The organism is Variovorax sp. J2P1-31 (assembly GCF_030317215.1).
Taxonomy (GTDB): domain Bacteria; phylum Pseudomonadota; class Gammaproteobacteria; order Burkholderiales; family Burkholderiaceae_C; genus Variovorax.
This window is the reverse complement of the sequence record NZ_JASZYA010000003.1, coordinates 183,877-209,697: the sequence shown is the minus strand read 5'-3', so window position 1 is coordinate 209,697 and position 25,821 is coordinate 183,877. Positions and strand designations below refer to the sequence as shown.

The window sequence follows — 25,821 nt, the reverse complement described above, 5'->3', positions numbered from 1 at the left end:
GCGCTTGTTGCCGTTCAAGGCCCGCTTCGGCGGGCCTTTTTCATGGGGCCGGGGCTTCGATGACCAGCTCCGGCGCCACGGCTGCGGCAAGCCCCGCCGCGATCACGGCCAGCAGCGTGTCGCCGAAGCCGCCCCGTGCCCGTGCATCGGCACGCGCGCTGGTCGACACGCGCGGCGCGGCGCTCCAGGCGATGCGCGCGCCCGAGGCCTGCAGGGCCTCGACCAACGCCACATCCTCGCTGCAGGCCAGCGCGCGGAAGCCGCCGGCGCGCACATAGGCTGCGGCCGAGACGCCCAGGTTCGCGCCATGGATGTGGCGGTGGCCGTCGGCGTCGGTGTAGGTGCGGGCGAAGTGCTCGCGCAGCGATTCGGCGTGGTGGCCGTGCACGCTCCAGTCGTCCACGCCGATCGAGCCGCAGACCGCGTCGGCACCGAGCTCGAGCTGGCGCACCAGCCAGTCGGGCGAGACGCGGGTGTCGGCGTCGGTGAAGGCCAGCCAGCGCGCGCCTTCGTCGAGCAGTTGCTGGGCGCCGACGGCACGGGCCTGGCCCACGTTGCGCGCCGACACGGCGATCGTGCGCGCACCCTGCCAGCGCGCGATGGCGCCGGTGGCGTCGCTGCAGCTGTCGAGCACGATCAGCAACTGCACCGCCTCGCCCTGCAGCGCCGGATGGACGCTGGCGGCGCGCAGGCAGGCCACGGTGTCGGCAATGTTCGCTTCCTCGTCGTGCGCGGGAACGACGACGCCGATCACCGGATGCCTTCGCGTTGGGCCACCGAGCGCGGGTCGCGGCACCAGATGTCGAGCACGAAGTCGCTCTCGGTGTGGGCCACGGTGCGCGTGAGGCCGGTGGCGCCGAAGGCGCGGTGCACCGCGTCGGTGGCCAGCACGCGGGCCTCGAAATCGGGACGCCAGTTGCAGGCCACGAGCACGCCATCCTCGCCCAACGCGTCGGCGCAGTCGCGCGCCAGCGCCTGCATCGCGTCTTCGCCGAGGAAGTAGCCGAGCTCGCTGACCACCACCAGGTCGAAGGGGCCGTCGGCATGCGGGAAGTCCTGCGGCAAGGCATGGGCCGCGATGCGGACGTTGGGCAGTGCGGCGGTCCGCGCCTGTGCGGACGCCCGTGCCTGCGGGCTGAAGTCGCTGGCCAGCACGCGATCGCAGCGCGCGGCCAATGCCACCGTCAGTTCGCCCGCGCCGCAACCGGGCTCGTAGACGCTGTGGTAACGCCGGTGCGGCAGGGCGGCGAGCAGCAGCGCGCGTTTGCGCTCCTCGTACCAGCGGGTGCGCAGGCCGTAGGGGTCGTCGCTGCCGCCATAGAGCGACTCGAAGTAGGCCAGGCGGTCGGGCGCACCCGGGGCCTGGCGGGCGGGCGTCTCGGTGTTCATGAGAAGAAGACCTCGAAGGGGCGCTGCGCGCGCTGCACCGTGGTGCCGCGCAGGATCGGGCCCGCGCCGGTCGAGGGATCGCTTTCGAGCTGGCTGGTGAAGGCATTCACCGCCTCGCGCTTGGCACGTGCGGCATCCGCGTCGAGCCGCAGCCGCAGGGCGCGTTCCCAGGGCAGGCGCGCGTCGCCAGGCACGGCCCAATGCCAGGCCCAGACCGGCACTTCGATCAGGCGCACGCCCACGCAGGCGGCGGCCGCGGCGCAGGCCTGGCCCGTGGCTTCGTGGTCGGGGTGGCCGTCGTGCCGCCAGGTGGTGAAGAGCACGTCACGCGGTCGCAGCAGCGCGGCGACCTGGCGGGCCAGCGGTCCGCGCTGGCGCATCAGGCCGCCGTCGTCGAAGCCGAGGCGGCGGGTCTCGGCCGTGCGGTCCACGTCGAGGCCGAGCGTCTGCCACGCGCGCCGGCTTTCGAGCGGCCGTTCCTGCGCCAGCCGGTGCGGCGGCCAGACGCTCGACGCCGGATGGCTGGCCGTGCCGTCGGTGGCGGCGACGATCAGCATGGGTTGCGACAGCGCGCGCAGCTGCGCGAGCAGGCCGCCCACGGACAGCACCTCGTCATCGGGGTGCGGTGCGACGACCACGGCGCGGTGGCCGGGCGGCACCAGCTTCGTGGCGCTGGTCTCCACCATCGCCTGGTGCGCGAGCCAGGGCAGCCAGTCGGCCTCGGTGGTGCCCTGGCCTTCGATGCGCCGTTCGGCTACAGCGGCCATGGCGCCTCCGCGGGCGGCAGCAGGGCGCCGCCCAGCGCCGCCAGGTCGCGCTCGGCGTGGCTCTGGCGCAGAAAGATGGGCAGGTCGACCATGGCCTGCGCGAAACGCGCATCGCGGCACAGCGGCGCCGCACCCAGGGCGCGGCCCGCATGGGTCATCACCTCGGTGGCGGCGGCTTCGACCACCAGACGCGCACGCTGCGCGGGCAGCTGGGCGCTGGCCTGCGGACAGGCGTCGATCCAGGCCGCCGCCTCGCGCAGCACCGCCGCCGCACCGGCCAGGGCCACGTCGATGGCACCCAGGTGCGCCAGCCGATGGGCGTCGGGGCGCGGACCGCAGCGCTGGCGTGTCATCTCCGCGATGCCCGCGGCGCCGCCGTACCAGCAGGCCGCGATGCCCGCGCCACCCTGCCAGAAGCCGGGCCGAGCCACATAGTCGCCGGGCCGGCCGACCGGGGTGGCCACCGCGGCATCAAGGTGCACATCGACGGTGCGCGCGTTGGCCATGCCGGCCGCCTGCCAGCCATGGTCGCCGACGGTGACGCGCGCCTGGTCCAGTTCGATGGCCGCCAGGCAGGGCTCACCCTGCTCGTTCCAGGCACTGATCACCGCACGCGTGACGCCGTGCGCGCCCGAGCACCAGGCCTTGGTGCCGCTCAGGCGGCAGCTGCCGTCTGGCTGCAGGCTCAGCGTGACCCGCGCGTCGGGCGGCTCGGCGCACCAGGTGCCCCAGCGGCTGCCCGGCGGGGCCGGAGGCGCGCCCAGCTCGGCAAGGATGGCGAGGGCATCGGTGTGGCCCTCGAACAGCTTCACCAGCGACAGGTCGTGGGCCGCGACGGCGGCCAGCATCTGCCAGCGTTCGAGCGTGCGGCCCGTGCCGGGCAGGGGGAGGGGATCGAAGCAGCCATCGACCAGCGCGCCCAGCGTGAGCGGTGCGTCGGCGGCGTCCAGCAGCGAGCGAAGTCGCCGGTCCGCGCGGGGAGCGAGCATGGCGGTGCGGCGATCAGCCGATGTGGAGGCTCTTGTGCTCGCCCAGATTCTTGGGCGTCTCGCCGGTGACGGCGGCCTTCATCATCTTGAAGATCTGCACCATCTTGCTGTCGTCGACGTCCCAGAACTCGGCATGGCCGATGCGCACCGCGAGCAGGCCCAGGTTGGGGTCGGTCACGCCGGCGGGGAACCAGGCCTTGGCCATCGGGTTGAAGAGCTCTTCCTTCTTCGCCGGGTCCTCGAGCAGTGCGGCATGGCCGGACACCGAGACATAGCTGTCCTTGTCGGTGTTGGCATAGGCCACGTTCACCGCGTCGTCGGCCGGCAGGTTGCGCGCGATCTCGCCATCCTTGGGCACGAAGAAGTAGAGCGTGGCGCCTTCGTCGAGCTGCTTGTTCTGGGTGGTCAGCGGATGGCTGTGCAGCATGCCGTCGTGGTGGCGGTGCACGAACATGCCGAAGCGGGTGTCCTTGATCAGTTCCCAGAGTTTCTGATGGTCGTTGGTGGTCGTTGTCATGGTGATGCGCCTGAGGAGTTGTCTACAAGCGCCTCAACATACGGAGGCTGTCGATGCCGCGGCCGGGACCAATGCCGCGTGTTGGTGTGGGCCGGCGCCGACGGCCGCTGTCATGCCCCCAGGCGGGCCAGCGCGGCGGCGGTGGCGGCATCGGCCGGGAAGAAAGACTCGACCGCGAGCTCCTGCAGCGTCACGTCGACCGGCGTGCCGAAGATCGTGGTGGTGCTGATGAAGCTCAGCACGCCGGCCGGCGTCGCCAGCTGGAAGGGCACGACCACGCCCGCCAGCTCGCCGCCCGCGGGCGGCGCCGCATGGCCCGCATCGGCCACCGGATAGGCGGCCAGCTCGTCGTGCAGCGCCTGCAGGGTGGCGTCGCCGGTGGCCGCGACCTGCTGCTGCAGCCGCTCCAGCAGATGCAGGCGCCACTGCGCGAGGTTCACGATGCGGGGCGCCAGGCCCTGCGGATGCAGGCTCAGGCGCAGCACGTTGAGGGGCGGCTTGAGCAGTTCGGGCGCGGCGCCGGCCATCAGCAGCGGCACGATGCGGTTGGCCGCGACCAGCTGCCAGTGGCGGTCGATGGCCAGTGCCGGGTAGGGCTCGTGGCCCTTGAGCACCAGCTCGACCGCCTGGCGCGCGGCGGCCAGCGCGGGGTCGTCGAGTGCGCGCTGGCGGTACATGGGCGCGAAGCCGGCCGCCACCAGCAGTGCATTGCGCTCGCGCAGCGGCACACCCAGCCGCTCGGCCAGGCGCAGCACCATCTCGCGGCTGGGCGCGGCGCGGCCGGTCTCGACGTAGCTGAGGTGGCGGGTCGAGACCTCGGCCTCGTGCGCCAGGTCGAGCTGGCTCAGGTGCCGGCGCTGGCGCCAGTGGCGCAGATGGGCGCCGAAGGGCTCGCGCGCGCCCGGGGCGGCGGGGGACGAGGAGGCCGAGGAAGGGTTCATGGCATCGATTCTGTGGCCCGCCGCGCGTGATCGCCATGACCTCCCGGGTCATCGACCCGCTGACCTCGGGGCGGAATCATCGACCCGACGCCGCGGGAAGGGCCTGCGGCGTGACCTCTCTCGACGCACCGCAAGGAGTTCCGCCATGTCGATCTTCGCTTCCCCCCGTTTCCTGCCCCGCGTGATGGCCGCCGATGCGCTGTCCTGTGCCGCGACCGCCGCGCTGCAGCTCGGCCTGGGCGACACGCTCGCCCGCCTGACCGGCCTGCCGGTGCCGCTGCTCGGCGGCACCGGCGTGTTCCTGCTGGCCTACGCCGCACTGGCGGCCTGGATGGCGCGACGCCCGGTGCCGCCGCGCCGGCTGATCGGCCTGGTCATCGTCGGCAACCTGGCCTGGGCCGCGGGTTGCGCCGCGCTGCTGCTGCTGGGCGGTGGGGTCGCACCCACGGCCCTGGGTGTGGCCTGGGTGCTGGCCCAGGCCGTGGTCGTGCTGGTGCTGGCGGAACTGCAGTGGATGGGCCTGCGGGCCTCGGCGCGCCGGGATGCCGCGGTGGCGCCGCCCGGCCTGCGCCACCTGCCGAACTAGGGCGGCGGCGCGTTCGGCGCCAGGTGTTCCTGGCCCTTGAGCACCATGGCGGCGCCCGACGGCCCGCCCACCGCATGGGGCAGCGAGTTCAGCAGCGAGTGGGCGAGGTTGCCGCGGTACAGCTTCGCGCCCTGGTGCGAGAGGTTGGAGTTGGCATCGACATGGATCGACTCGCCCAGCCCCGACCACAGCCGGCAGAAGCCGTAGTCTTCCGACAGGTAGCGCCGGGTCTGCGGGTCGACCATCACGTCGAAGAAGCGGTAGTGCAGGCCGCGGTCGATGTCGCCGATGCCGTCGGGCGCGTAGCGCAGATCGGGGTAGCTCGCCATCAGCCGCTCGAAGACGCCGCGCTTGATCACCATGAAGCCGGTCGGCGCTTCGGTCACCTGCATGAAGCCGTCGGACTGGATGTCGAGCTCGACCTCCGAGCGGCCTTCCGCCGCCTCGGAATTGATGGTGTAGCGCGTGAACAGGGCTTCGAACTGCTGGCGCGTCGTGCCCTGGGCCAGCCCCTCGGCCGGCCAGTCCTCGCGCTTGAGCGGATACACGCCGGCCGCGATGTCGTGGTTCGACTGCAGCAAGCGGAAGGCCGCCTCCGCCGAGAAACCGATGTCGGCATCGATCCAGAACAGATGGGTCCACTGCGGGTTGGCCAGGAACTGCGCCACGCAATTGTTGCGTGCACGCGTGACCAGGCTCTCGCCCTGGTGGAGCAGCGCCTGCAGGCGCATGCCCGCGCGCTCGGCCTCGACGGTGAAGTTCATCATCGACACGACGTAGTTCTGGAAGAACTTGCCGTCGTGGCTCGGCGTGACGACCAGGGGGAAGAACGAGCGGAGTTCGGAAGGGTCGAGCATGGGCGCTTTCCGGGAATTGAATGTCGGTTTTTTCGGATTTCGGGGCGAGCCCGGCGATCGGATCCATTGATTTTTAGGTGTGTCATCAAATGGTTCCTGCTGAAGAAGACTGTATTCAGTTCGTCGATTTGGGCCTGTTGAATTCGCGCACGGCAGGCGGCTTTGACTGTGGAATTCGTGCACGTCCCGCGCACCGGCCGTTTTGCCGCGGGACCGCGCCGCCGCCGCGCGGCCCGGCCGCCCCGCCCGCGGAAAGGCCGTGGTGGAGAAGACCGACTACAGCCACTGCCATCGTTCCTCGCTATCCTTGAGGTGCTTCCACGAACCACAGGAGTTTTCAATGGCCAAGGCACCGGCACACCCCTTCGCATCCGCGCTCAAGACATTCAAGACGGCGTCGGGAGGGGCCGGCAAGTACTGGTCGCTGAAGGAACTCGCCAGGCAGTACCCCAACATCGAGAAGCTCCCGGTCTCGATCCGCATCGTGCTCGAGTCGGTGTTGCGCAACTGCGACGGCCAGAAGGTCGGCGTCGAGAACGTCGAACAGCTCGCCAACTGGCAGCCCAACGCCGAGCGCACCGAGGAAATCCCCTTCGTCGTGACCCGCGTGGTGCTGCAGGACTTCACCGGCGTGCCGCTGCTGGCCGACCTGGCCGCCATGCGCAGCGTGGCCGCCAAGCTGGGCAAGTCGCCCAAGACCATCGAGCCGCTGGTGCCGGTCGACCTGGTGGTCGACCACTCGGTGATGGTCGATTACTACGGCACGCCCAAGGCGCTCGACCTGAACATGAAGCTGGAGTTCCAGCGCAACAACGAGCGCTACCAGTTCATGAAGTGGGGCATGCAGGCCTTCGACACCTTCGGCGTCGTGCCGCCGGGCTTCGGCATCGTGCACCAGGTGAACCTCGAGTACTTCGCGCGCGGTGTCTACAAGGCGGCCGACGACGATGCCAAGGTGCCGACCTGGTACCCCGACTCGCTGGTCGGCACCGACAGCCACACCACCATGATCAACGGCATCGGCGTGGTCGGCTGGGGCGTGGGCGGCATCGAGGCCGAGGCCGCGATGCTGGGCCAGCCGGTCTACATGCTGACGCCCGACGTGGTGGGCTTCGAGCTCACCGGCAAGCTGCGCGAAGGCGTGACCGCCACCGACCTGGTGCTCTACGTGACCGCCATCCTGCGCACCGAGAAGGTGGTGGGCAAGTTCGTCGAGTTCTTCGGGCCGGGCGCCGCATCGATCGCGGTGCCCGACCGCGCCACCATCGGCAACATGGCGCCCGAGTACGGCGCGACCATGGGCTTCTTCCCGGTCGACGAGATGACGGTCGCCTACTTCAAGGGCACCGGCCGCACCGACAAGGAGATCGAGCGCTTCGAGGCCTACTACAAGGCCCAGGGCCTGTTCGGCATGCCGGCGCCGGGCGAACTCAACTACACCAAGGTCGTGCGCCTCGACCTGGGCACGGTCTCGCCCAGCCTGGCCGGCCCCAAGCGCCCGCAGGACCGCATCGACCTGGGCCACCTGTCGACCAAGTTCTCCGAGCTCTACAGCAAGCCCAACGACGCCAATGGCTTCAACCAGCCGGCCGACAAGCTGAAGATCCGCTACCCGCTCTCGAAGAACGGCCAGGGCGACGACAGCGAGGCGCCCGCGCCCGCGGCGGGCGCGCCGCGCCAGGTGGTCGAGATGGTGGCCAACCGTTCGACCAAGGCCGCCGCGCATGTGAGCGCCACGGCGCCGGTCGCGCCCAAGGGCGCGGTCACCATCGGCAACGGCGACGTGCTGATCGCGGCCATCACCTCCTGCACCAACACCTCGAACCCGAGCGTGATGCTCGCGGCCGGCTTGCTGGCCAAGAAGGCGGTGGAGGCGGGCCTGACGGTCAAGCCGCACGTCAAGACCTCGCTCGCGCCCGGCTCGCGCATCGTGACCGAGTACCTGGAGAAGGCCGGCCTGCTGCCCTACCTGGAGCAGCTGGGCTTCTACCTCGCGGGCTACGGCTGCACCACCTGCATCGGCAACGCCGGCGACCTGACGGCCGAGATCAACGAGGTCATCACCGAGAACAACCTGGTGGCGGCCGCGGTGCTCTCGGGCAACCGCAACTTCGAAGCGCGCATCCACCCGAACCTCAAGGCCAACTTCCTGGCCTCGCCGCCGCTGGTGGTGGCTTTCGCGATCGCGGGCAACGTCATGACCGACCTCATGACCGAACCCGTGGGCAAGGGCAAGCACGGCAAGGACGTGTACCTGGGCGACATCTGGCCCACGCCGCAGGAGATCGACGCCAACCTGCGCTTCGCGATGAACGCCAAGGCCTTCCGCGCGAACTACGACAAGGTCAAGACCGATCCGGGCAAGTTCTGGAGCAGCATCAAGGGCACCACCGGCCAGGTCTACGACTGGCCCACCTCGACCTACATCGCCGAGCCGCCCTTCTTCGAGGGCTTCAAGATGAAGCCGGCGGCCACCAACCCCGGCTTCTCGGGCGCGCGCGTGATGGCGCTGTTCGGCGACTCGATCACCACCGACCACATCTCGCCGGCCGGCTCGATCAAGGAAAGCTCGCCCGCGGGCGTGTGGCTCAAGGCGCATGGCGTGCCCAAGGCCGACTTCAACAGCTACGGCTCGCGCCGCGGCAACCACGAGATCATGATGCGCGGCACCTTCGCCAACGTGCGCATCAAGAACCTCATGCTGCCGCCCGACGACAAGGGCACGCAGGAAGAGGGCGGCCTCACGCTGTTCCAGCCGGGCAACGAGAAGATGTTCATCTACGACGCGGCGATGAAGTACATCGAGCAGGAAGTGCCCACCGTGGTCTTCGGCGGCGAGGAATACGGCACCGGCTCCTCGCGCGACTGGGCCGCCAAGGGCACGCAGCTGCTGGGCATCAAGGCCGTGGTGGCGCGCAGCTTCGAGCGCATCCACCGCGCCAATCTGGTCGGCATGGGCGTGCTGCCGCTGCAGTTCCGCGGCGCCGATTCGTGGCAGAGCCTGGGCCTGACCGGCCACGAGAAGATCGACGTGGTGATCGAAGGCGACCTCAAGCCCCAGATGGACGTCAAGCTGGTGGTGCACCGCCCCGACGGCACCCACCAGGAAGCCACGGTGCGCCTGCGCATCGACACGCCGATCGAGGTCGACTACTACAAGCACGGGGGCATCCTGCCGTTCGTGCTGCGGCAGTTGCTGGCGGCCTGAGGGCGCGGGGCGCCGGCTTCAGAGCGACAGGGTAGGGATCGGCACCTTGTCCATGAGCCGGCGCGTGAAGTACCTGTCCTGGTAGTAGCGGATCTTGTCGCACTTCACCGGGTGCGGGATGCCTTCATAGAGGAAGATCTCCGTGTCCGTCCCCATGGCCTTGAGCTCCTGGGGCAGCATCAGGGCGCGGCGCTCTTCCGACTCGCTGCGGCTGGTTTCCCGACCCCGGGTCACGTTCTGCTTGCGCACGGTGGTGTAGCCCAGCATGTCGGAGTAGTCATTGGCGTCCTGCTGCTCGCGCGGCGCATAGATGATCTGCAAGGCGTGGTTGGTGATCAGCGTGCGCGCCACTTCCTTGCCGTAGGTGGCGTCGAGCTGGGCCATGCTCTGGATGATGGGCAACAGCCGCATGTTGTAGCCGGCCATATAGCTCACCGAGCTGGCAAGGATGTTCACCTTGCCGATGCTGGTGAATTCGTCCATCAGCAGCAGGCACTGGTGCTTGAGCTGCGGGTTGTTCTGCGGCAGCTCCTTGGTGTTGACATTGATGAGCTGGCTGAAGAACAGGTTGACGATCAGACGGCTTTCGGCGAGCTTGTTGGGCTGGATGCCGATGTAGATGGTCATCTTCTTTTTGCGCACATCGGTGAGCAGGAAGTCGTCCGCGCTGGTGGCTGCGTCCAGCACCGGGTTGATCCACGCGTTGAGCGGCTCCTTGAAACTGCCCAGGATCGAGGCGAAGGTCTCTGCCGCCTGCGACAGCAGGTTCGAGAACGCCGATTGTGCGTTCTCGCTCAGGAACGGTGAGAGCGCCAGTTCCTGGTAGAACTTGCGCAGGTCCGTGCCGTTGCCGGAAGACAGCTGATAGATCTGCCCCAGTGTGCAAGCGGTGCGGAACTGCTCGGGCACTCCGCGCTTGCCTTCGTCGTCCCATTTCTCGAACAGATAGAGCGAGAAGGCCATGAAGGCGTTGCGCGCCTGGCTGACCCAGAATTTTTGTTCGTCAGCGCCGTCCGGATAGAGCATGGCGGCGATGCTCATCAGGTCGGACACGCGAAATGCCGGGTCGGTGGAAACGTAGGTGAGCGGGTTCCAGCGATGCGTCTTTCGATCTTCGGCGAAGGGATTGAAAAGGTAGACCGCCTGGCCCTGTTGCGCCCGCCATCCGCTGGTGAGCTCGTAGTTCTCCTGCTTGATGTCGAGCACCACCATCGATTCTCCGTACTCGAGCAGATTGGGGATGACGATACCCACGCCTTTGCCCGAGCGCGTCGGCGCCGCAAGGATGACGAATTGTTGACCCGGCAGGCGAACCAGTTGGCCTCCGAACTTGCCCACCAGAATGCCGTTGGTCGCTGGCCTGAACATGCCGAGCCGACGCAGGTCGGCGCCGTTGCCGAAGCGCGCATCGCCGTGGATCGACGGGGCTTTCGATTTGGCGAGCATTGCCAGCAAGCCAAACCAGAGCAGCACCGGCACGCCCAGGCCAACATAGCCAGCCAGATGGATTTTCTGCGAATAGGTGCGGTAGGCAGGAAGGTCGAGCGCCTGCCAATAGCCGAGATAGGTGTTCCAGGACAGCGATTGCGTGTCCAGTTTGAGCAGGAAGAGGGCGAGCCAACCGGACAGGTAGAGACCTGCCAAGAGCGCTGCGACGAGGGTCAGGGCTGCGCTGGCCCACTTGGCGTTGGTCATCGAACATCACCTGATTGAAAAGAGCAGGCAGGCTTGATTGAGGGATGTACCGCGCGTTCGAGGAAGCCGAACCGCGAAAAATCACCGAGACAGGGCCGGCGTCGTTTGCTGCGGTGCTGGCTGGGCCACCTGTGGTGACTGCTGAGCGGGCGCATGCTGCTGGGCCTGCCGCGTCTCCTCGAAGGCTCTGGCGCTCTGCGTGATGGGTGTGTGCATGGCCTCCACCGTCGGCATGTCGATGACCTTCGAATGCACGGTTCCCAACTTGCCCTGTGCGGCGAAGAGCTTGCTGTTGTCTGGGCCGCCCAGCTCGAGGTGGTCGATACGCGTCAGGCCGGCCTTCTGCGCGGCCACCGCGACTGCAGCGGCGGCGTTGTCGGTCAACTGGTCGGGCTTCCGGCCAAACTGGGCGTCGGTTTTCTGAAGGGCGCTTTGAGCTTGCTTGAACAACGGGCTGTTCTGAATTCCCGGCTCTTGCCGCAAGGGTGGCGCCAATGCTTGTTCCTTTAGCTTGACGTCGAGCACCTTCAAGGTGTTTCGGCCTGCCACGCCATCTTCTGTGAGATGGTTGTCGTGCTGAAACGCTTTGACAGCATGTCGCGTGCCGGGGCCCATGTGCCCGTCGGCTGTGAGCGGCTTGCCATCAGAGCCGGTGTAGCCGAGCTTCGCTAGTTTGGTTTGCAACTCCGCCACGTCGGCCCTTTGTACGCCGCGCTTCGCGAGATGCTGAGCGCCGGAATGAAGGAACTGATCTTTCACCGCCGCGTAGTACTTGCCTTGGTCGGAGTTCGCGTCGAGCGATGCAGGGTTCACCGTCGCATTGACTTTGACGCTTTGCCATGCACGATTCAGATTGCTTTGCGGGTCGGTGCGCTCCAGGCGCAGAAAGGTTTCTGTACCACGAAGGGCGTGATCCACGCCGTTACCTACGTATTTCGGTAAGTTCTCATGCACCCAATTCCTGACATCGTCAACGCTCTTGAGACCGCCTTTGTCGATGCTTTCAAGCAGACCGCTCCGTACCACGACCCCTTTCTTCCATCGCTCCCCATCCCCTCCGGTTTGGTTCTCGAGCTTCAGGGCTATGGTGGAGAGTCGAGCTTGGTCCTCCTGGGATGAACCCTGGTAAAGCGGCGTGGCTTGCAATCTGGCAAACGTGCTATCGGGGCGCATCAGCCTGTCGATCTGACGTTCGTCGCGTTCATGCACAAAGGTTCTGCCAGCATCCGTGGTCAAGAACGTATCGAGATGGGATTTGACCGAGGGATCCAGCGGGCGGCCCGCTTCGGCTCGAATGGTGTTGCCGCTGCGGCCAAGGTCCGCGGCTGTCTGTTGCACCTGTTTTTCGTCAAGTACCCAGTCCGGATGCTGCTTCCTGGCCCATGCCTGGAAGGAGAACACCAGTGCTTGCGCCACTTCGGGGTGAGCACCCAAGTCTGTCTGCAGGGTGCCGAGCGAATAGCCGCTGTTGCCAACAGGTTCCAATTGCGTGCCACCGTGCTCTTTCCCAGCAAACGAAAGATGGTTTGAAACATCGCGTCCGCCGATACTTCCCTCCGAACTCACACCCACCGCGAAGTAGGCCAAGGTGCGCGTTTCGTGGCTGCTCAGCTGATTCTTTTCGTTCATTTGTTTTCTCCCTGAAAACTACTCCGTGCTTGAAAACAAGGTTTCTCGCTACCGACCGCAGAGCCGCAAGTTGGTTCGTGCGGCCTTGATGATGGCGAGGTAAGCCTCCGCCACATCGGGCCGCCCCCAGTTTTGCAGAACGGCCTTGTCACCGCGTTTCGTATCTCTCTGATAAGGCTCCAACGTAGCAATACATTCCGCCCGCTGTCCATTCTTGTACTGCGTGATGGCCAGATCGTTGCGAATTGATCCGAGAGTCAATGCATCCAGAAAGGCAGCGCAGTTGCTCAGTACGGGTTGCAGCAACTCCAGCGCGCCGCGGTAGTCCCTGTGGTCATACAGCCTCTTGAAGCGGTCACGCGTATCCTCCACCGCCGCTGGCATGCACGAGGGATTCGCATCGCGCAAGTACTCGCCCTCGAAGCTGCCATTCAGTCCGCAGAGTTCCCTGCATGCCTCTGCGGTCTCAAGCTTCAGCGCGACCCCTTTGGTGGTCGGCTTGAAGGTGATGGTGCAGGAACTCTTGCCGCGTTGAGCAACGCCGGTCCGCCCGGTGAGTTCTCCGCCAAATTCGCAGCCTTCCGTCAGCGTGGATCGCGTTTCGACGGAGAAGCCAACAGAGCTCTTTTTTTGCGGATCGATGACTAACCATCCCCACCCCTGGTCGGTGGCGTAGTGACCTGGCGCGATGGTTGTGACCGCAAGTTGGTCTTGCGCTTCGGCGGGCGTCTTTTGCGCCCAGGCTTGTAGGCACGCGAAGCCTACAACGACTGCAGCAAGCTTGAAGATGGTTTTGCGCATGGTGCTATGAAACTGATAAGTGGTTTGAGATGCCGCACTACAGTGCGAATGGCCATGCGGGAGCTGCATGTGGCGGTCATGAGAGAGCCCGTCCGCGCAGAGTGGCCTGGCCCGCGCTGACCCTGCAGGGGTGATCTGAATAACCATCGCATCGACGGTGTACGGAGCACGATGTCATTTACTCGCCTTAGCGGCGCGGCAGATGGTGCTGACCCGCTGAGCGGATTGATCGAGCAGCGCAGGTCATTCGCCAGCGGGGCGTGGCGTGTCATCGGCGGGCTTGCTAAGCCCAGCGTGACGATCAGAGAGGCGCTGCCCGCAGACTTCACGTTGTCGACACTGATGGCGCCATTGAGCTCCTGGGCGCCATCAATGGCGGCTATCGCCATCATCGGCTCGCGCGACCGGCCCGTGAGGATGCGAAGACCCTTCACGATTGAATGGACGGTTTGTGGCGAAGTATTCACGGCCTGTACCGGAGGTGCTGTTTATGAATACAAAGTGATAAACGCGGACTTAACTTAAGCCGGAGCAGGTCCGGTTTGCGTCTGAATCGGCCGATGCACGGGCTGCTGGGACTGCTGGTTCCGTTTCATGTTGTGCGCATCGGCGAAAGCGTGCGAACTTTGCGCAAGGGGCGTGTTCAGCGCCACCGTCGTGTCCACATCGATCATCTTGGAATGTGCCGTGCCCGGCGTACCCTGCACTGCGATGAGCTTGCTGCCGTTGTCGCTCACGGCGACAAGATCGATTTGCCTGAGCCCCGACTGACGAGCTGCTGCGGCCAAGGTGCCTGCGGCATTGCAGGTGCGTTGATCGGAGGGAATACCACGCTCGGCGTTGATCTTCTCCAGGCCCGTCAGGGACTGCTTGTAGAGCCCGTTGCCAGAATGCTGGCCATCGTTTAACAACGGTATCGGCGCTGTCTGGTTGCTGAACCAAGACCCTTGACGGGTGAGCTTGTCGATGGCGTGGGAAGCGCCTTCGCGCACCGCTTCCCCGGTTCGCTCCAACGCCTCGCCCGCTTGCCGAGCACCCGTTTCCACAGAGTGGCGCACTGCATCGTAGGCCTGCCCTGCAGCGTGACCCACATCCCTCAGGCCCTGGCCGGCCGTTTGCCCCGCCTGCATCCCGGTTTGCAGCGGAAGGGATGCGATGGCACGGGCGTTGTGTACGTCGTTGCGATAGCGATCGATCATGCCGTGATGGGCGCGATACTGCGCCTCGTTCTCCCGCGAGATGATCGAACGACCCAGTGTCTTTCCGTCGGGCACGAAGTTGTCGACGAAATGCGCGCTGAAGTCGGTTGCCCTGGCGGGATTGCGCGCGCTCAGAGCGCCGCCATCGTCGCGGTATCCGCCTTTGCTCAGCGTGTCGATATCCTGCCGGACCGCATAGACCCGCACCTCGCCAAAGTGCGCACTGGCTGCGCTTACCGCATCGCCTGCGCGAATGTGGTTGATGACCTGATGGCCGCCTTTCGGAACGCTATGCACCAGTCCGGCGGCACCGTAGGCGTTGAAGGTCTCGCCCCTGAGGCCGAATCTATGAGCCTCCAATTGGGCTAGCGTACCGCCCAGCGAGTGGCCGGTGACGGTCACGGTGAAAGGCCGATTGCTCTTCTCTGCATCGGCCTTTGCCCTGTCCAGTACCTTTTGCGTGAAGGCATTCGCGTCACGCGCCTGGGCGTTTACGCCTGCCAACGCCATGCCGGCATCGACGAGACCGTCTTGCACTGGCTCGCGGCCGAACTCGGTACCGCGAAAGGCAATGATCACCTCGCCAGTGTCGATCCGCCAGTAGGCCGTTGCCTGAAATCCCGTGCTCGGGTTGTCGGCATGGTCAAGGAGTTGATAAGCTACATCGCCCAGGGTGACACCCCTTGCTTGAAGCTTGCGATCCTTGTATGAATCCTGTGCCAACAGTGCGTAATCCGTGGACGTGATGGTCATTCGAATTTCTCCTTGGCAATGAGCGTCATCGAAAAGGTGCTCTTCGGCTCCTTGAAATCAGATCGCTGCGCATTTCCGCTGATGACCCATGGTCGCTCTCCGTCCTTCGAAGGAGTGCTTTCGCGGTACGACAACATGGAGAAATAGCGCGTGACGGGCTTTTTCTCCAGGATGTCATTCAAGGCGAGGGGGTGACCGAACACCAAGTTGCCCACCCGCAGACTGAAGTTGGCTAAGGGCATGGACCAGCGACAAAGGCCCAGTCCGAAGTAGTCTTCGTCAGTCAACAGATCGACATAGAGTTCACCCCTGTAGACCTTGTCGCTCACTCGGATCAGCGCCATCGGGACATCTTTTTCAGGAGTCAGCGTGGCGCCGCTGAAGGGGGTGAGCGGTACGCAACTACCGTTCGTCACTTCATAGCCAGCGGTCCCCTCCACGGCATCGAACGGCCCTGGTGCGCCCTCAATGGTCAACGTGATTTCATAGCGCATCTTGGGATGCGGGTTGAGCTTGATGTCTGGTTTTTTCATGGAAGGTCCGCAAGCGGGTAGAGCAGAAGTCAGAAAAATGAAGAGGATGGCGGCAACGAGGCGTTTCATTGGAAGTCCGCCTTGCAAAGCGCATGAGCGGAGCGCGAGCAGCTGAATTGGTTGCGATTGATGACGGGCATAGCACTTACCGAACCCGTACTGGCAGGCTGCATGTGGTGTAGTAGGTGCGGCAGTTCTTGTCCCCTGTTTCAGTGCAGGTCCTCACGCCAATCGCAACGGCTTCATCCACTGTGAGGGCTGGAGATACGTTGTAGCCACCATCACCCGCAACGACCGCAGCGCACTGGTTGCCGAATGCAACGTCAACTTTGCAATTTGCCCTGCCTTTTGACTGGCACTCAGCCATCGCCGCCTGCGAGGCTTCTAGCTTGCTTTGTTTGCCGACGGCTACGCCCATCGCCCATTGCTTACCGTCCGTCGCAATCGCACCCCATCGAGACTCCCACTGCGGTGCTGGCGGCTGCGTCGCATTCTGATTGCCATATCCCGGGATAGGCGCGCAAGCCGCCACGTTCGGACCTCCAATTGGATATGAGCCAGGGGAGCAGCCCCCTTCCGCATGGACAAGGGAACCCCATAGAAAGCCAGTGCCCGCCAATAGCCAACTACGCAGCAAACGTTTGAACATATTCCATGCCTGCCTATGGTGATTGCATCACTTTGACCGTGTCACTAGGGGGAGAAGCTGGAACTCCCGCGACTCGGGCTTGTGGGGTGCTGCTTGGGTTGTTGGGGCCGCCACCTGTCTGATGCGATGTATTACCCGTACTCGTCGGCTGCGGGGCATACGACCCAGCCGGCTGCCCCTGGGGCCCCGGCTGGCTCACACCTCCACCGGGATTGACCCCAGAGTAGGTCATGAACTGCCCCAGCGTCCCCCCAAAGAAGCTAGCAGCCATCGCTGGCGCAGTGATCAGTAGCGTGGTCATCAAGAGCCCGATGCCGCCTTGTTGCATCGCCTGGCTGGTCAGGCCCGAGGCGCCTTGCAGGTTGAACAGGTCGTTGATGGCGTTGGCCGCCCACAGCGCGGCGGCGACCCGCAGCGTCAGGTCCAGCACCATCGAGATCATGAAACTGAGCACCGCCATCGAGAACAAGGTGCCCAGCCCGTAGTTGAGCCAGCGCCAGAACATCGACTCCGTTGCCTTGAAGATCAGGCACAGGATGAAGATGGGTCCCAAGCCAATGAACAGCGCGATCGCCACCTTGTACATCAGCAGCATCGCACCGGCCGTCATCGGCGGGCCCGCTACACCAAGCGCGGCGATCAGCGAGGCGCTGCCCGCGGACTTCACGTTGTCGGCACTGATGGCGCCATTGAGCCCCTGGGCGCCATCGATGGCGGCCATCGCCACTTGCGTGTAGATCAGGTTCTTGTCGATGGCCGAAGCGGGCGAAACGCTGTCGCCCGTGACCAGGCCATTGATGCCCCGTGCCAGCTTGTCGGTGAAGAAGGTCTGGATGCTGGCGCCGCCCACGGCCATGGTCATGGCTGCGACCACGATGACAGCGGTGCGGCTCATGTTGACCACCATCGCCATCATCGGCTCGCGCGACTGGCCCGTGAGAATGCGAAAACCCTGCACGAGGATCCAGACCGTGAGCAGCGTCAGGCCGATGGCGCTGGCCCAGGCCATGGTGTTGCCCATGAGATGGTCGCGGAAGCTGTTGATCCTGTTGTCGACCCAGGCGTAGATCAGGGCAAAGTAGACGAAATCCATAACGAATTGGTGCCAGTAATAGGGTGATCGGCAGCAGGGGGCATGCGGGGTCAATGAATGGCCAGCGCAGCCGCCAGGGCGCCCGTTTGAATGAGCTGGCCTGCAGTGGGCAGGCTGCCGCTGCCTTTGATCGCGGCGTGGGTGAGGGCGTTTTGCTGGCCCTCGTGGAATTTGATGGCCGCCTCGTAAGCCGCCAGACGGGTGCGCCAGAAGCCCATCTCGGCTTGCAGCTTGCCGATGGTGCGCAGCGATTCATTGGTGTTGGCCCAAAGATCGCCCTGGGTCGCCGCTGAGCGGCGGTTGTTGTCGATCCTCGTGAGCTGCTCGCTGTATTGTTGGAAGCGGTTCGTCATCTCGATGCTGTCGTTGTAGGCCTGCACACGCAGCTGAATGAGTTGCTGACAGATTTGCTGCTTGACTGAAGAAGAGTTGCCTGCACTGATGGTGGCAAGGCTGGTGACGTTCTGGCTCGTCCCGCCGGCCCCTGCGATCCCACCCAGCGCGCCGCCCTGGCTGGGACAAGCCTGTTGCACGTAGCCAGAGGTGTCCGAAATCTTCTGTAGCTGGTTGCCGGGGGTCAGCGTGGCCGAAAAGCCCAAGTTGGCGACACTGGTCTGAATCTCCTTGAGGACGTCCGAGGTTGTCCTGTTCAGATCTCCGCTCCCGATCCGGCTCTTGATGTCATCCAGTTTGTCTTGCGCTTTCGAGTCGCTGACATCGACGTCAGCGTAGGCGACGCCGAAGAGCGCGGCGGCCGCGATGGCGAGGAAGGCTGCGCGGACTGCACGTGCTGCTCTTGGCAAGGTCTTGCGCAGCGGGGCTTGAGCAGGCTGGGCGAGGGCGAGAGGAGGGCGGCGGATCATGGCGGCTTCTTGGGTGCGTGCGGTTGTTGTGCTTCTCACGGGATGCGGCCCCATTGATTCATGATGGTGTCGGAGATGTTGTTGTTGTTCTGGGTGTTGGTCGCGCCCGAGCAGCTGTTCATGTATTGCTTACGGTTGTTGTAAGAGGCCTGAGCCTTGAACTTCCAATAGATATAAATCGCCAGGCCAGCGGGCGCGGGCGCGTGCCAGTAGGCGAAGGCGGGGGCGCAGTTCGCGGGCGCGATGCCTTGACCTGACTTGCTGGCCATGCACAGATAGACCGTGCACGGGTCCGGAACCTGCGCCTGTGCGGACGTCGCCATGCTGGCGATCCCCAGCACGGCGGAGAGGGCGGCGAATGAGGTGCGCAGTCTCATGAAGACCTCCAAAGTGTTGACGCGATAGTTGATGGGGTCTGAGGTCGGTCAGGCGATCAGGCGCGGCCGCTTCGGCCGTTGCCCTGCGTCGGGTGCGTGCGCGCGCTTGCCGCTGCCCTTGCGGTTGTCATAGAAATCCTGAAGCCAGTGCTCTGGCCGTAGCTCGTCGACCGGGATGCCGCGGGTCCGCGCGCTCTGGTCCAGCACGTCGTGCAGGATCTCGATGTTGTCGGTAGAGGCGGAGATGACTGCCAGCGCGTCGTCCATGCCGCGCAGGTCGAGCTGGCATACGGAGGAGCTGTGGCCCTGTTTGACGAGGAAGCGGCGGGAGCGCTCGTCCAGGCTGATCACCACCTGGTACTCGGACTCGGTGAGCTTGAGGCCTTCGATGTAATCCTTGCGGCTGGCGTTGGGATTGGGCAGCAGGATCATGGTCGCTGTCTGCTCGATGAGCGCGGCGGAGATGTCACTGCCCAGCGCGTCTTCGGGGCTTTGCGTGGCGAAGATGCCCATGCCGTTCTGTTTGCGAATGGTCTTCTGCTTGTTCTTGGCGAAGTCCTTGAGGGCGCCGCCGCCATCCAGGATCTTCCAGAACTCGTCCATCACGTAGATGAGTCGACGACCATCGATCAGGGCATCGAGGCGGTGCAGCAGGTAGTTGACCACTGGGACGCGCACTTCCGGGTTGTCGAGAACGTCGGTGTAGTCGAAGCCGATGATGTTGGCCTTGTGCAGGTCGATCGTGTCTTTGGGGTTGTCGAACACCCAGCCCAGCGAGTTGCCGTTAGTCCATTTGCGCAGGCGGATGAAGAGGCCATCGTCGCCCATGTTGGGCAGGCTCTTCTGGAAGTTCGTCATGTTGCGCAGGTGCTCGGGCGTGTCGAGCATGGCTTCGACAGCGCGGTAGATCTCTTCCTCCTCGCGGGAGGTATAGACCGCCTTGCCGGCAAGCACCTTGACGAGGTCGCTCAGAAAATGAAGGTTGGCTTCGGTGCGCTCGCAATGGAAGGGGTTGAAGCCCGTGGGCTGACCGTTCTCGAGTGAGAGGTAGTTGCCTCCACAGGCGCGTACGAAGATCTCGGCGCCGCGGTCCTTGTCGAAGAAGAAGATGGTCGGGGCAGGATCGAGCTTCTGGATCTGGCTGAGCAGAAAGTTGATGAGCGCGGTCTTGCCGGTGCCGGACTTGCCGATCACCATGGTGTTGGCGATGGCCTTTTCGCCGAACGAGTTTTCGCCCGGCAGGGTGGCGTGGAAGTTGAAGTAGTAGGGCTGCCCGTTGACGGTCTGCAGCGTGGTGACGCAAGCACCCCACGGGTTGTTGTCGCGTTTGCCGCTCGCGAAGTTGTGCAGCGGCGACAGTCCCAGAAAGTTCAGTGAACTGACGTTCGCGAGCCGCGTGCGGTACTTCCAGTTGCCGGGGAACTGCGCATAGAACGCGGCGGTGACGGCGAGGTCTTCCTTGACCGAGACGAAGCCGGCGTTCGACAGTTCGGCGCGTGTCGTAGCGATGTGCTGTGCGAGCGTGGCCTGGTCGGGCGCGTAGAGGGCGATGGTGAAGTGGTACTCGCCGAGCACGAAGTTGCCGGACGTGAGGTGATCCATGGCCTGATCGAGCTCGATGATCTGGCTCACGGCCTTGTCGCCGGAAGAAATCATCATGCCCTTGGTGCGTTCCAAGGCCTTGAGCGCTTCGTGCCGTCCCATGGGACTGAAGGAGTGGGTCATGACGTACTCGAAGTCGAGGTACTTGAGCCCGTTCAGAATGCCCGGGTATGTGCCATCGGGATACTCCTTGATGTTGAGCACGGCGCCGAAGTGGTTGGTGCCGTCGGGTGCGGTGAGCACGTAGTCGCCGGTCTTGGCCGAAAAGCGCTGTCGGCTGATGGGCAGGTAACGACAAGCAGGCGCCTTCAGCACCGGTGCCGGTTCATCGACACGGTTGAGCAGGTAGCCAAAGAACTCGAGGACTTCGGAGAAAACGATGCCGTTGGGCGCCTCGTACATGCGCAGGCGAGCTGGCGCGTAGTCCTTGAGCACGGCCTCCATGTTACTGGCGAGTTCCAGCACCTTGTCGATGGCCTGCTGCTGCTCGGACGCAAGACGTGAGATGTCGGTGGACTTCTCGACGAAGCGTTTGCCCGTCACTACTGGGCGATAGATCATCGTCAGGTACAACTCGTTCTGCATGAGTTTCTGTGCCGAGAGTGCCTTGAAGTACGCGTCGGACAGCGATTGATTGAAGACGTCTTGAAACCGGCTGGCATCGCTCACGCGGCGGCGGCGGCGGACGTCGTGCACCCAGAACGCCACGTTGGTGAAGTCTGGCGCGCGCAGCGTCTGCAGCATGCGGTTGAAGACGTTGTGCCGGTGCTCGATGTCCCATTCTTCGCGCCCGACGAAGGGCAAACCCTCTAGCCGCCAGGTCAGGAGAAAGTCTCCTCCCGTGGTCTTTAGCACGGTGGGTGAAACGTGCGTGGAGAACGGGATGAACTCGCTGATGGGCGTGTCGGGGGAAAAAGGCGGCTTGGACATGGCGTAGGTCTTCGTAGATGTTTGACGGCTTGCCTGCAAAGTCTCGGAGGAGAGTGCCCGCCTGTGCCATTGATCCGTGGCGGGTTGCGTACGGGGAACATTTTTTTTCTTGCATCTCAAGAGCGCGGGAAAAGACCACCTCCTCATCTACGGCTCTCAATCGGTGCACTCAGGTTGATCGCGTCGAGGCATCCAAAAGACCTGACGCAGATGCGGAAACGAGCAACCTGCGCAGGCAGTGCAGGACGGATTTTTCTCAAGAGAACGATCGCACTGCGAAAGGGTGGAACTCGATGAGTTCATGATCTTGAAGATCGATCGGACGATGGGAGATGCCCCGTCGCTCAAGGCGTGTAGCCCCATTGCACGATGATGGCTTCCAGGATGGCCTGATTCGGGCTGGTTGCGCCTGGGCAGCCCATCAGATACGTCCTGCGTGCCAACGCAGTCGCCGGCGCATTGAACTTTGGGCTCCATATCTGGATGGCGTGGAAGGCTGCGATCGCTGTTGTGCAGCCTGGGCCTGGGCTCCCGTAGCCCGACACGCCGGCCATGCACAGAAAGACCTCGCAAGGCTCTGCAGCCTCCGCAGGGGATGGCATGCCTATACCAAGCCCCAAAGCCGAGGCGAGCGCGAGCGTGGCGGAAAAAGTGCGTACTTTCATGATGAATACCTCCCTGGTACTGATTGGAATGAACGTCGTTGTGTTGCTTACGGCGGATGCGGAGGCGAAAGATCGTGTCGAAAAGATCTGTCTTGGACCCGCTGGCTGCGGTCGACAGGACAGTCTGTGCTCGCGCCGTCCTGCCAACTGTGAGCGTGGCAGATGCCGGCACAACGTCCCTCCAAGAACTGAGCAGCCGTGGGAGTTATGGAGATGATCAACAGCAGCAAGATCATGACGATGTGGCCTTGTCGTGTCGCCAGCTGATGGATGCCCCAGGGCCGGTCTTGTCCGAGGAGCCTCCACAAGTCCGCCGAGCCCACTGCCATGAACGTGGTGACGGCTGCGATGGTCGCGGAGAGGATACGCATTTGCATCTGCATGAATCCCTGCGGGTGCTGGACTGTGAGTGCGAGTCGCGCGTGTCAGACCGATGGGGTTGGCTGCAACTGTGGTTGGTCTCGAGCTTGCTGCGCCGTTTGTTGCGACGCGGCCCTATGCATTGCCTGGAGGTAGCCCATGGAACTGTCCTCCAACGGAGTGCTCAAGGCCTGTACGGTCGGCACATCGACTACCTTGGAATGCACCGAGCCCGGTGTGCCCTGTACCGCAATGAGCTTGTGGCCGTTGTCGCTCAGTGCCACATGGTCGATCTGCTTGAGACCTGATCGACAAGCCGCTGCAGCCAAGGTGCCGGCGGCGTTGCAGGTGCGCTCGTCGGAAGGGATATCGCGCTCGGCGTTGATCTTCTCCATTCCGGCCAGGGACTGTTGGTAGAGCCCATGGCCGGGGTGCTCCGGCCGGTTCAGGATCGGCGTCGGCCCTGTCATGCTGGAGCGGAACCAGGCACCTGGGTGAGTGGCCTTGTCGATGATCCGAAAGGAGCCTTCACGCAGTGCTTCGCCGGCCCGCTCCAGTGCCTCGCCGGCACGCCGGGCGCCTGTCTCCACCTTGTCGCATGCCGCGTCGTAGGCCTGCCCAGCGGCATGACCGACTGCTTTCACGCCGTAGCCGAAGGTTTGGCCGGCCTGCATCCCGGTTTGCAGCGGAACGGATGCGACGGCACGGGCATTGTGTATGTCGTTGCGGTAGCGATCGACCATGCCATGGTGGGCACGGTAACGCGCTTCGTTCTCCGGGGCGATGATCGAGTGACCCAGCGTTTCGCCGTGAGGCACAAAGTTGTCGATTGAATGTGCACTGAAATCCGTTGCCTTGACGGGATTGCGCGTACTCCACGCGCCACCATCGTCGCGATACCCGGCTTTGCTCAGCGTGTCGATGTCCTGCTGGGCCGCGTAGATTCGCACCTCGCCAAAATGTGCACTGGCTGCGCTCACCACATCGCCCGCGCGAACGTGATTGACGACTTGGTGGCCGCCTTCAGGAACGCCATGCAGCAGCCCCGCGGCGCCGTAGGCGTTGAAGGTTTCGCCTTTGAGTCCGAAGTTATGCGCTTGAAGTTCGGCCAGGGTCCCGCCCAGGGAGTGACCCGTTACGGCGACACGAAGGGTTTTGCCGACTTCGTGTGAATCGGCGTTAACCTGCGTCAGTACCCTGGCCGTGAAAGCTTTGGCATCGGCTGCCTGCGCGTTGACGCCAGCCAATGCCATGGCGGTATCGACGATGCCGTCGTGCGCTGGTTCGCGATCGAACTCGGTTCCGCGAAATGCGATGACGACTTCTCCGGTATCGACCCGCTGATACGCTGTGGCCTGAAAGCCTGTGATAGGGCTATCTGCGTGATCCAGTGTCCTGTAGTTCACACCGCCAAGAACGAATTCCTTCTTGGGTTCACGATCTTTGTACGAATCCTGTGCCAGCAGCGCGTAGTCCATGGAGTTGATCGTCATGAGCGCTTCTCCTTAGCGGAGAGCGTCATTGAAAATGTGTTTCCCGGATCCTTGAACTCGGCACGGCTCGCGTTGCCGCTGCTCACACGTGAGTGATCATTTTTCGGCGACCTGGCGTCCTCGCTGACATAAGAAATTTTGTTGAAGTATCGAGTGACTGAATTCCCGGCCAAAATTTCCTCAAGCGCAATGGAGTGTGCAAACGCCAAGTTTCCAATTTGCAGGTCAAAGTCGGCGAAAGGCATGGACCAGCGGCAAAGACCCAGCCCGAAGTAGTCTTCGTCGACCAAAAGGTCGACATAAAGCGACCCTTTGTAGATCGCTTCGTTCACACGAGTGAGCGCAATCGGAACGTTCTTCCGAGGAGTCGGTCGCGCGCCACTGATAGGAGCCAGCGGCACACAGCGATCGTTCGAGACTTGGTAACCCGCAGACCCTTCCACGGCATCAAAGGGACCAGGTGCATCCGCGATAGTCAACGTGATCTCGTAACGCATCCTGGGATGCGGATTGAGCTTGATGTCGGGTTTTTTCATGGACTGTCCGAAAGCGGGGAGAGTGAGCGTTGAGAGGATATAGAGTGTGGTCGTACGACGTTTCATGCCAGCCCCCACAAAGAGGACCCACGCAAAGCGAACCGCGTCGCCGACTGCACAGCGATGCTGGCGATCCAACGAAGTGCCTTGAACAACCAAGAGAGTTCTGGAACGAACGCCCTTGTTGAATCCTTCGGGAGGGCCATGTCGTCTTCGTGCGACCTGAGTCGTTCGCTGAGTACAGCGGCATGCGTTGTTGAATAGGTGACTGGCGATGCGTTATTCATGGCACCTTCTCGGTTTGGAAACGAGCGTGTCGTTCAGTGAGGAAGGGGTGGCGTCGCCTGCTGCGGGGCAGGTTGAGTCACCTGCTGCGGCGGTGGAACTTGCTGCGCCGCCATGAATGCCAGTGAGCTTTGCGCCATCGGTGTCTTCACGGCGTCCACAGTTGGCACATCAATCACCTTCGAGTGCCCCGTGCCCGGTTTGCCTTGCATAGCGAAGATCTTTTCGTTGCCTGGACCACCTAACTCAAGATGATCAATGCGTGTCAGACCAGCCCTTTGCGCCGCCACTGCGACCGCTGCGGCGGCGTTGTCTGTCAGTTGATCGGGCTTGCGGTCGAACTGAGCATCGATCCTCCGGAGGGCGACCTGGGCTTGTTTGAACAACAGGCTGTCGTGCAGAGGCTGGGCCGGCTCGGGGGCGCCCGGCTTGTAGCCATGAGCAAGTCTATTTTCCCACTGGGCGGCAGCGGTCTTGCGTTCCTTGAGGCCGTTGTGTCCGCCGTTGATGTCCTCTGTCGCACGAGTCACGTCGGACTGATGACCTCGTTTTGCTACCGTCTCCTTCCAATACTGCACGGCCATCTTGGCCGCGTTGGCAGGTTCGGCGGCCAAGTCGGGGTGGTTCACCAGATCGAGGCCAAGCACCTTGCCATAGCGCTCATAGTTGTAGCGACCGGTCAACTGAACAAAGCCACGACCGCGGAAAGTGTAGCTGTCATCAGTGTCCGGCCTGTTGCCCATTGCTTTCCCCCAATCCCCTCCATAGAGCGCCGCGGCAGTCGTCTTCTGGCCGCCTTTGGCCGCGGCGTGCACTTCCTCTGGATTCAGGTCGTTGCGAACGTGCCCATGCCTGTCTGTAAGAACGGTGAGAAGGCGGTCGCTCGAGTACTTCAGACTCTCTTGCATTTTGGTGAAGCCTTGCGACTCCACCTCCATCTGGCCCATGAAGTTGGCCAACTCCGATTTGTCTGTGATACCCGCCGTTTGCGCGGCCTGCAGCAGAAAGTCGCCGTTCTCCTTGGCGCGTGTAGCGGGGTGGTGAGCGAGGTTTGGGTGCGGTGTGTGCTGAGGCCGATTGGACATCGTGATACTCCCTGAGTGA

Annotated in this window: 24 protein-coding genes; 3 read left to right on the top strand and 21 right to left on the bottom strand. The window is 63.9% G+C overall.

Annotation, left to right across the window (positions count from 1 at the left end):
- Nucleotides 1-40: 40 nt before the first annotated feature.
- The 6 genes from QTI20_RS20905 to QTI20_RS20880 form a co-directional block, all read right to left on the bottom strand.
- The gene (locus tag QTI20_RS20905; RefSeq protein ID WP_286554595.1) at nt 41-754 is read right to left on the bottom strand and encodes a glycosyltransferase family 2 protein; all 714 of its coding nucleotides are present in this window, start codon (nt 752-754) and stop codon (nt 41-43) included.
- The gene (locus QTI20_RS20900; RefSeq protein WP_286554596.1) at nt 751-1,389 is read right to left on the bottom strand and encodes a class I SAM-dependent methyltransferase; all 639 of its coding nucleotides are present in this window, start codon (nt 1,387-1,389) and stop codon (nt 751-753) included. Before QTI20_RS20900 ends, QTI20_RS20905 begins: the two co-directional genes overlap by 4 nt.
- Entirely contained in the window at nt 1,386-2,156 is a 771-nt protein-coding gene (locus tag QTI20_RS20895; RefSeq protein WP_286554597.1) for a PIG-L deacetylase family protein, read from the bottom strand. Before QTI20_RS20895 ends, QTI20_RS20900 begins: the two co-directional genes overlap by 4 nt.
- The gene (locus QTI20_RS20890; RefSeq protein WP_286554598.1) at nt 2,144-3,145 is read right to left on the bottom strand and encodes an acyl-CoA dehydrogenase family protein; all 1,002 of its coding nucleotides are present in this window, start codon (nt 3,143-3,145) and stop codon (nt 2,144-2,146) included. Before QTI20_RS20890 ends, QTI20_RS20895 begins: the two co-directional genes overlap by 13 nt.
- Nucleotides 3,146-3,158: 13 nt before the next feature.
- Nucleotides 3,159-3,662 carry a pyridoxamine 5'-phosphate oxidase family protein gene (locus QTI20_RS20885; RefSeq protein ID WP_286554599.1) on the bottom strand — a complete coding sequence of 168 codons (504 nt, stop codon included), beginning with the start codon at nt 3,660-3,662 and terminating at the stop codon, nt 3,159-3,161.
- Between the two features lie 110 nt (nt 3,663-3,772).
- Nucleotides 3,773-4,603: a helix-turn-helix domain-containing protein gene (locus tag QTI20_RS20880; RefSeq protein ID WP_286554600.1), complete on the bottom strand. Its 831-nt coding sequence runs from the start codon at nt 4,601-4,603 to the stop codon at nt 3,773-3,775.
- A 145-nt stretch (nt 4,604-4,748) separates the two neighbouring features.
- Between QTI20_RS20880 and QTI20_RS20875 the strand changes: the two genes are divergently transcribed.
- Nucleotides 4,749-5,189: a hypothetical protein gene (locus tag QTI20_RS20875; protein ID WP_286554602.1), complete on the top strand. Its 441-nt coding sequence runs from the start codon at nt 4,749-4,751 to the stop codon at nt 5,187-5,189.
- Here the strand turns inward: QTI20_RS20875 and QTI20_RS20870 are convergent.
- Nucleotides 5,186-6,046 (bottom strand): hypothetical protein, encoded by an 861-nt coding sequence (locus tag QTI20_RS20870; RefSeq protein ID WP_286554603.1) that lies wholly within the window; start codon nt 6,044-6,046, stop codon nt 5,186-5,188. The two genes, QTI20_RS20875 and QTI20_RS20870, sit on opposite strands and share 4 nt — an antisense overlap.
- A gap of 340 nt (nt 6,047-6,386) precedes the next feature.
- On the opposite strand from QTI20_RS20870, the gene QTI20_RS20865 reads away from it, so the two are divergent.
- Nucleotides 6,387-9,254, top strand: a complete 2,868-nt coding sequence (locus QTI20_RS20865; RefSeq protein ID WP_286554604.1) for an aconitate hydratase — start codon at nt 6,387-6,389, stop codon at nt 9,252-9,254.
- 18 nt (nt 9,255-9,272) lie between these two features.
- On the opposite strand, the gene QTI20_RS20860 is transcribed toward QTI20_RS20865, so the two are convergent.
- From QTI20_RS20860 to QTI20_RS20850, 3 genes are all read right to left on the bottom strand, one after another.
- Nucleotides 9,273-10,949, bottom strand: coding sequence for a type IV secretory system conjugative DNA transfer family protein (locus QTI20_RS20860; protein WP_286554605.1), 1,677 nt, complete (start codon nt 10,947-10,949; stop codon nt 9,273-9,275).
- An 81-nt stretch (nt 10,950-11,030) separates the two neighbouring features.
- Nucleotides 11,031-12,578, bottom strand: coding sequence for a peptidoglycan-binding domain-containing protein (locus tag QTI20_RS20855; protein ID WP_286554606.1), 1,548 nt, complete (start codon nt 12,576-12,578; stop codon nt 11,031-11,033).
- Nucleotides 12,579-12,626: 48 nt separating this feature from the next.
- Nucleotides 12,627-13,379: a hypothetical protein gene (locus QTI20_RS20850; protein ID WP_286554607.1), complete on the bottom strand. Its 753-nt coding sequence runs from the start codon at nt 13,377-13,379 to the stop codon at nt 12,627-12,629.
- 171 nt (nt 13,380-13,550) lie between these two features.
- Here QTI20_RS20850 and QTI20_RS20845 point away from each other — a divergent pair, with 171 nt between their 5' ends.
- Nucleotides 13,551-13,904: a hypothetical protein gene (locus QTI20_RS20845; protein ID WP_286554608.1), complete on the top strand. Its 354-nt coding sequence runs from the start codon at nt 13,551-13,553 to the stop codon at nt 13,902-13,904.
- Here QTI20_RS20845 and QTI20_RS20840 read toward each other — a convergent pair.
- The 11 genes from QTI20_RS20840 to QTI20_RS20795 all read right to left on the bottom strand — a co-directional run bounded on the left by QTI20_RS20840 (nt 13,901) and on the right by QTI20_RS20795 (nt 25,802).
- Complete coding sequence (locus QTI20_RS20840) at nt 13,901-15,331, bottom strand: XVIPCD domain-containing protein (protein ID WP_286554609.1); 1,431 nt, start codon at nt 15,329-15,331, stop codon at nt 13,901-13,903. The two genes, QTI20_RS20845 and QTI20_RS20840, sit on opposite strands and share 4 nt — an antisense overlap.
- The gene (locus tag QTI20_RS20835; protein ID WP_286554610.1) at nt 15,328-15,933 is read right to left on the bottom strand and encodes a hypothetical protein; all 606 of its coding nucleotides are present in this window, start codon (nt 15,931-15,933) and stop codon (nt 15,328-15,330) included. Before QTI20_RS20835 ends, QTI20_RS20840 begins: the two co-directional genes overlap by 4 nt.
- Before the next feature lie 76 nt (nt 15,934-16,009).
- Nucleotides 16,010-16,513 (bottom strand): DUF4189 domain-containing protein, encoded by a 504-nt coding sequence (locus QTI20_RS30750; RefSeq protein WP_353507293.1) that lies wholly within the window; start codon nt 16,511-16,513, stop codon nt 16,010-16,012.
- A 13-nt stretch (nt 16,514-16,526) separates the two neighbouring features.
- Nucleotides 16,527-17,606 (bottom strand): TrbL/VirB6 family protein, encoded by a 1,080-nt coding sequence (locus QTI20_RS20830; RefSeq protein ID WP_286554611.1) that lies wholly within the window; start codon nt 17,604-17,606, stop codon nt 16,527-16,529.
- A 50-nt stretch (nt 17,607-17,656) separates the two neighbouring features.
- Complete coding sequence (locus tag QTI20_RS20825) at nt 17,657-18,469, bottom strand: hypothetical protein (RefSeq protein ID WP_286554612.1); 813 nt, start codon at nt 18,467-18,469, stop codon at nt 17,657-17,659.
- 35 nt (nt 18,470-18,504) lie between these two features.
- Nucleotides 18,505-18,846 carry a hypothetical protein gene (locus QTI20_RS20820; protein ID WP_286554613.1) on the bottom strand — a complete coding sequence of 114 codons (342 nt, stop codon included), beginning with the start codon at nt 18,844-18,846 and terminating at the stop codon, nt 18,505-18,507.
- 48 nt (nt 18,847-18,894) lie between these two features.
- Complete coding sequence (locus tag QTI20_RS20815) at nt 18,895-21,378, bottom strand: VirB4 family type IV secretion/conjugal transfer ATPase (protein WP_286554614.1); 2,484 nt, start codon at nt 21,376-21,378, stop codon at nt 18,895-18,897.
- Nucleotides 21,379-21,722: 344 nt separating this feature from the next.
- Nucleotides 21,723-22,043 carry a hypothetical protein gene (locus QTI20_RS20810; protein ID WP_286554615.1) on the bottom strand — a complete coding sequence of 107 codons (321 nt, stop codon included), beginning with the start codon at nt 22,041-22,043 and terminating at the stop codon, nt 21,723-21,725.
- A gap of 425 nt (nt 22,044-22,468) precedes the next feature.
- A complete protein-coding gene (locus QTI20_RS20805; RefSeq protein ID WP_286554616.1) occupies nt 22,469-23,896 on the bottom strand; it encodes an XVIPCD domain-containing protein in 1,428 nt (475 codons plus the stop codon).
- Nucleotides 23,893-24,432, bottom strand: coding sequence for a hypothetical protein (locus QTI20_RS20800; protein WP_286554618.1), 540 nt, complete (start codon nt 24,430-24,432; stop codon nt 23,893-23,895). Before QTI20_RS20800 ends, QTI20_RS20805 begins: the two co-directional genes overlap by 4 nt.
- A gap of 320 nt (nt 24,433-24,752) precedes the next feature.
- The gene (locus QTI20_RS20795) at nt 24,753-25,802 is read right to left on the bottom strand and encodes an XVIPCD domain-containing protein (RefSeq protein ID WP_286554619.1); all 1,050 of its coding nucleotides are present in this window, start codon (nt 25,800-25,802) and stop codon (nt 24,753-24,755) included.
- Nucleotides 25,803-25,821: the final 19 nt, after the last annotated feature.

Bases quoted from the DNA above. Each gene is read 5' to 3' on its own strand.
- QTI20_RS20900 (WP_286554596.1), bottom strand. From the start codon at position 1,389: ATGAACACCGAGACGCCCGCCCGCCAGGCCCCGGGTGCGCCCGACCGC.
- QTI20_RS20895 (WP_286554597.1), bottom strand. From the start codon at position 2,156: ATGGCCGCTGTAGCCGAACGGCGCATCGAAGGCCAGGGCACCACCGAG.
- QTI20_RS20890 (WP_286554598.1), bottom strand. From the start codon at position 3,145: ATGCTCGCTCCCCGCGCGGACCGGCGACTTCGCTCGCTGCTGGACGCC.
- QTI20_RS20885 (WP_286554599.1), bottom strand. From the start codon at position 3,662: ATGACAACGACCACCAACGACCATCAGAAACTCTGGGAACTGATCAAG.
- QTI20_RS20880 (WP_286554600.1), bottom strand. From the start codon at position 4,603: ATGAACCCTTCCTCGGCCTCCTCGTCCCCCGCCGCCCCGGGCGCGCGC.
- QTI20_RS20875 (WP_286554602.1), top strand. From the start codon at position 4,749: ATGTCGATCTTCGCTTCCCCCCGTTTCCTGCCCCGCGTGATGGCCGCC.
- QTI20_RS20870 (WP_286554603.1), bottom strand. From the start codon at position 6,046: ATGCTCGACCCTTCCGAACTCCGCTCGTTCTTCCCCCTGGTCGTCACG.
- QTI20_RS20865 (WP_286554604.1), top strand. From the start codon at position 6,387: ATGGCCAAGGCACCGGCACACCCCTTCGCATCCGCGCTCAAGACATTC.
- QTI20_RS20860 (WP_286554605.1), bottom strand. From the start codon at position 10,949: ATGACCAACGCCAAGTGGGCCAGCGCAGCCCTGACCCTCGTCGCAGCG.
- QTI20_RS20855 (WP_286554606.1), bottom strand. From the start codon at position 12,578: ATGAACGAAAAGAATCAGCTGAGCAGCCACGAAACGCGCACCTTGGCC.
- QTI20_RS20850 (WP_286554607.1), bottom strand. From the start codon at position 13,379: ATGCGCAAAACCATCTTCAAGCTTGCTGCAGTCGTTGTAGGCTTCGCG.
- QTI20_RS20845 (WP_286554608.1), top strand. From the start codon at position 13,551: ATGTCATTTACTCGCCTTAGCGGCGCGGCAGATGGTGCTGACCCGCTG.
- QTI20_RS20840 (WP_286554609.1), bottom strand. From the start codon at position 15,331: ATGACCATCACGTCCACGGATTACGCACTGTTGGCACAGGATTCATAC.
- QTI20_RS20835 (WP_286554610.1), bottom strand. From the start codon at position 15,933: ATGAAACGCCTCGTTGCCGCCATCCTCTTCATTTTTCTGACTTCTGCT.
- QTI20_RS30750 (WP_353507293.1), bottom strand. From the start codon at position 16,513: ATGTTCAAACGTTTGCTGCGTAGTTGGCTATTGGCGGGCACTGGCTTT.
- QTI20_RS20830 (WP_286554611.1), bottom strand. From the start codon at position 17,606: ATGGATTTCGTCTACTTTGCCCTGATCTACGCCTGGGTCGACAACAGG.
- QTI20_RS20825 (WP_286554612.1), bottom strand. From the start codon at position 18,469: ATGATCCGCCGCCCTCCTCTCGCCCTCGCCCAGCCTGCTCAAGCCCCG.
- QTI20_RS20820 (WP_286554613.1), bottom strand. From the start codon at position 18,846: ATGAGACTGCGCACCTCATTCGCCGCCCTCTCCGCCGTGCTGGGGATC.
- QTI20_RS20815 (WP_286554614.1), bottom strand. From the start codon at position 21,378: ATGTCCAAGCCGCCTTTTTCCCCCGACACGCCCATCAGCGAGTTCATC.
- QTI20_RS20810 (WP_286554615.1), bottom strand. From the start codon at position 22,043: ATGAAAGTACGCACTTTTTCCGCCACGCTCGCGCTCGCCTCGGCTTTG.
- QTI20_RS20805 (WP_286554616.1), bottom strand. From the start codon at position 23,896: ATGACGATCAACTCCATGGACTACGCGCTGCTGGCACAGGATTCGTAC.
- QTI20_RS20800 (WP_286554618.1), bottom strand. From the start codon at position 24,432: ATGAAAAAACCCGACATCAAGCTCAATCCGCATCCCAGGATGCGTTAC.
- QTI20_RS20795 (WP_286554619.1), bottom strand. From the start codon at position 25,802: ATGTCCAATCGGCCTCAGCACACACCGCACCCAAACCTCGCTCACCAC.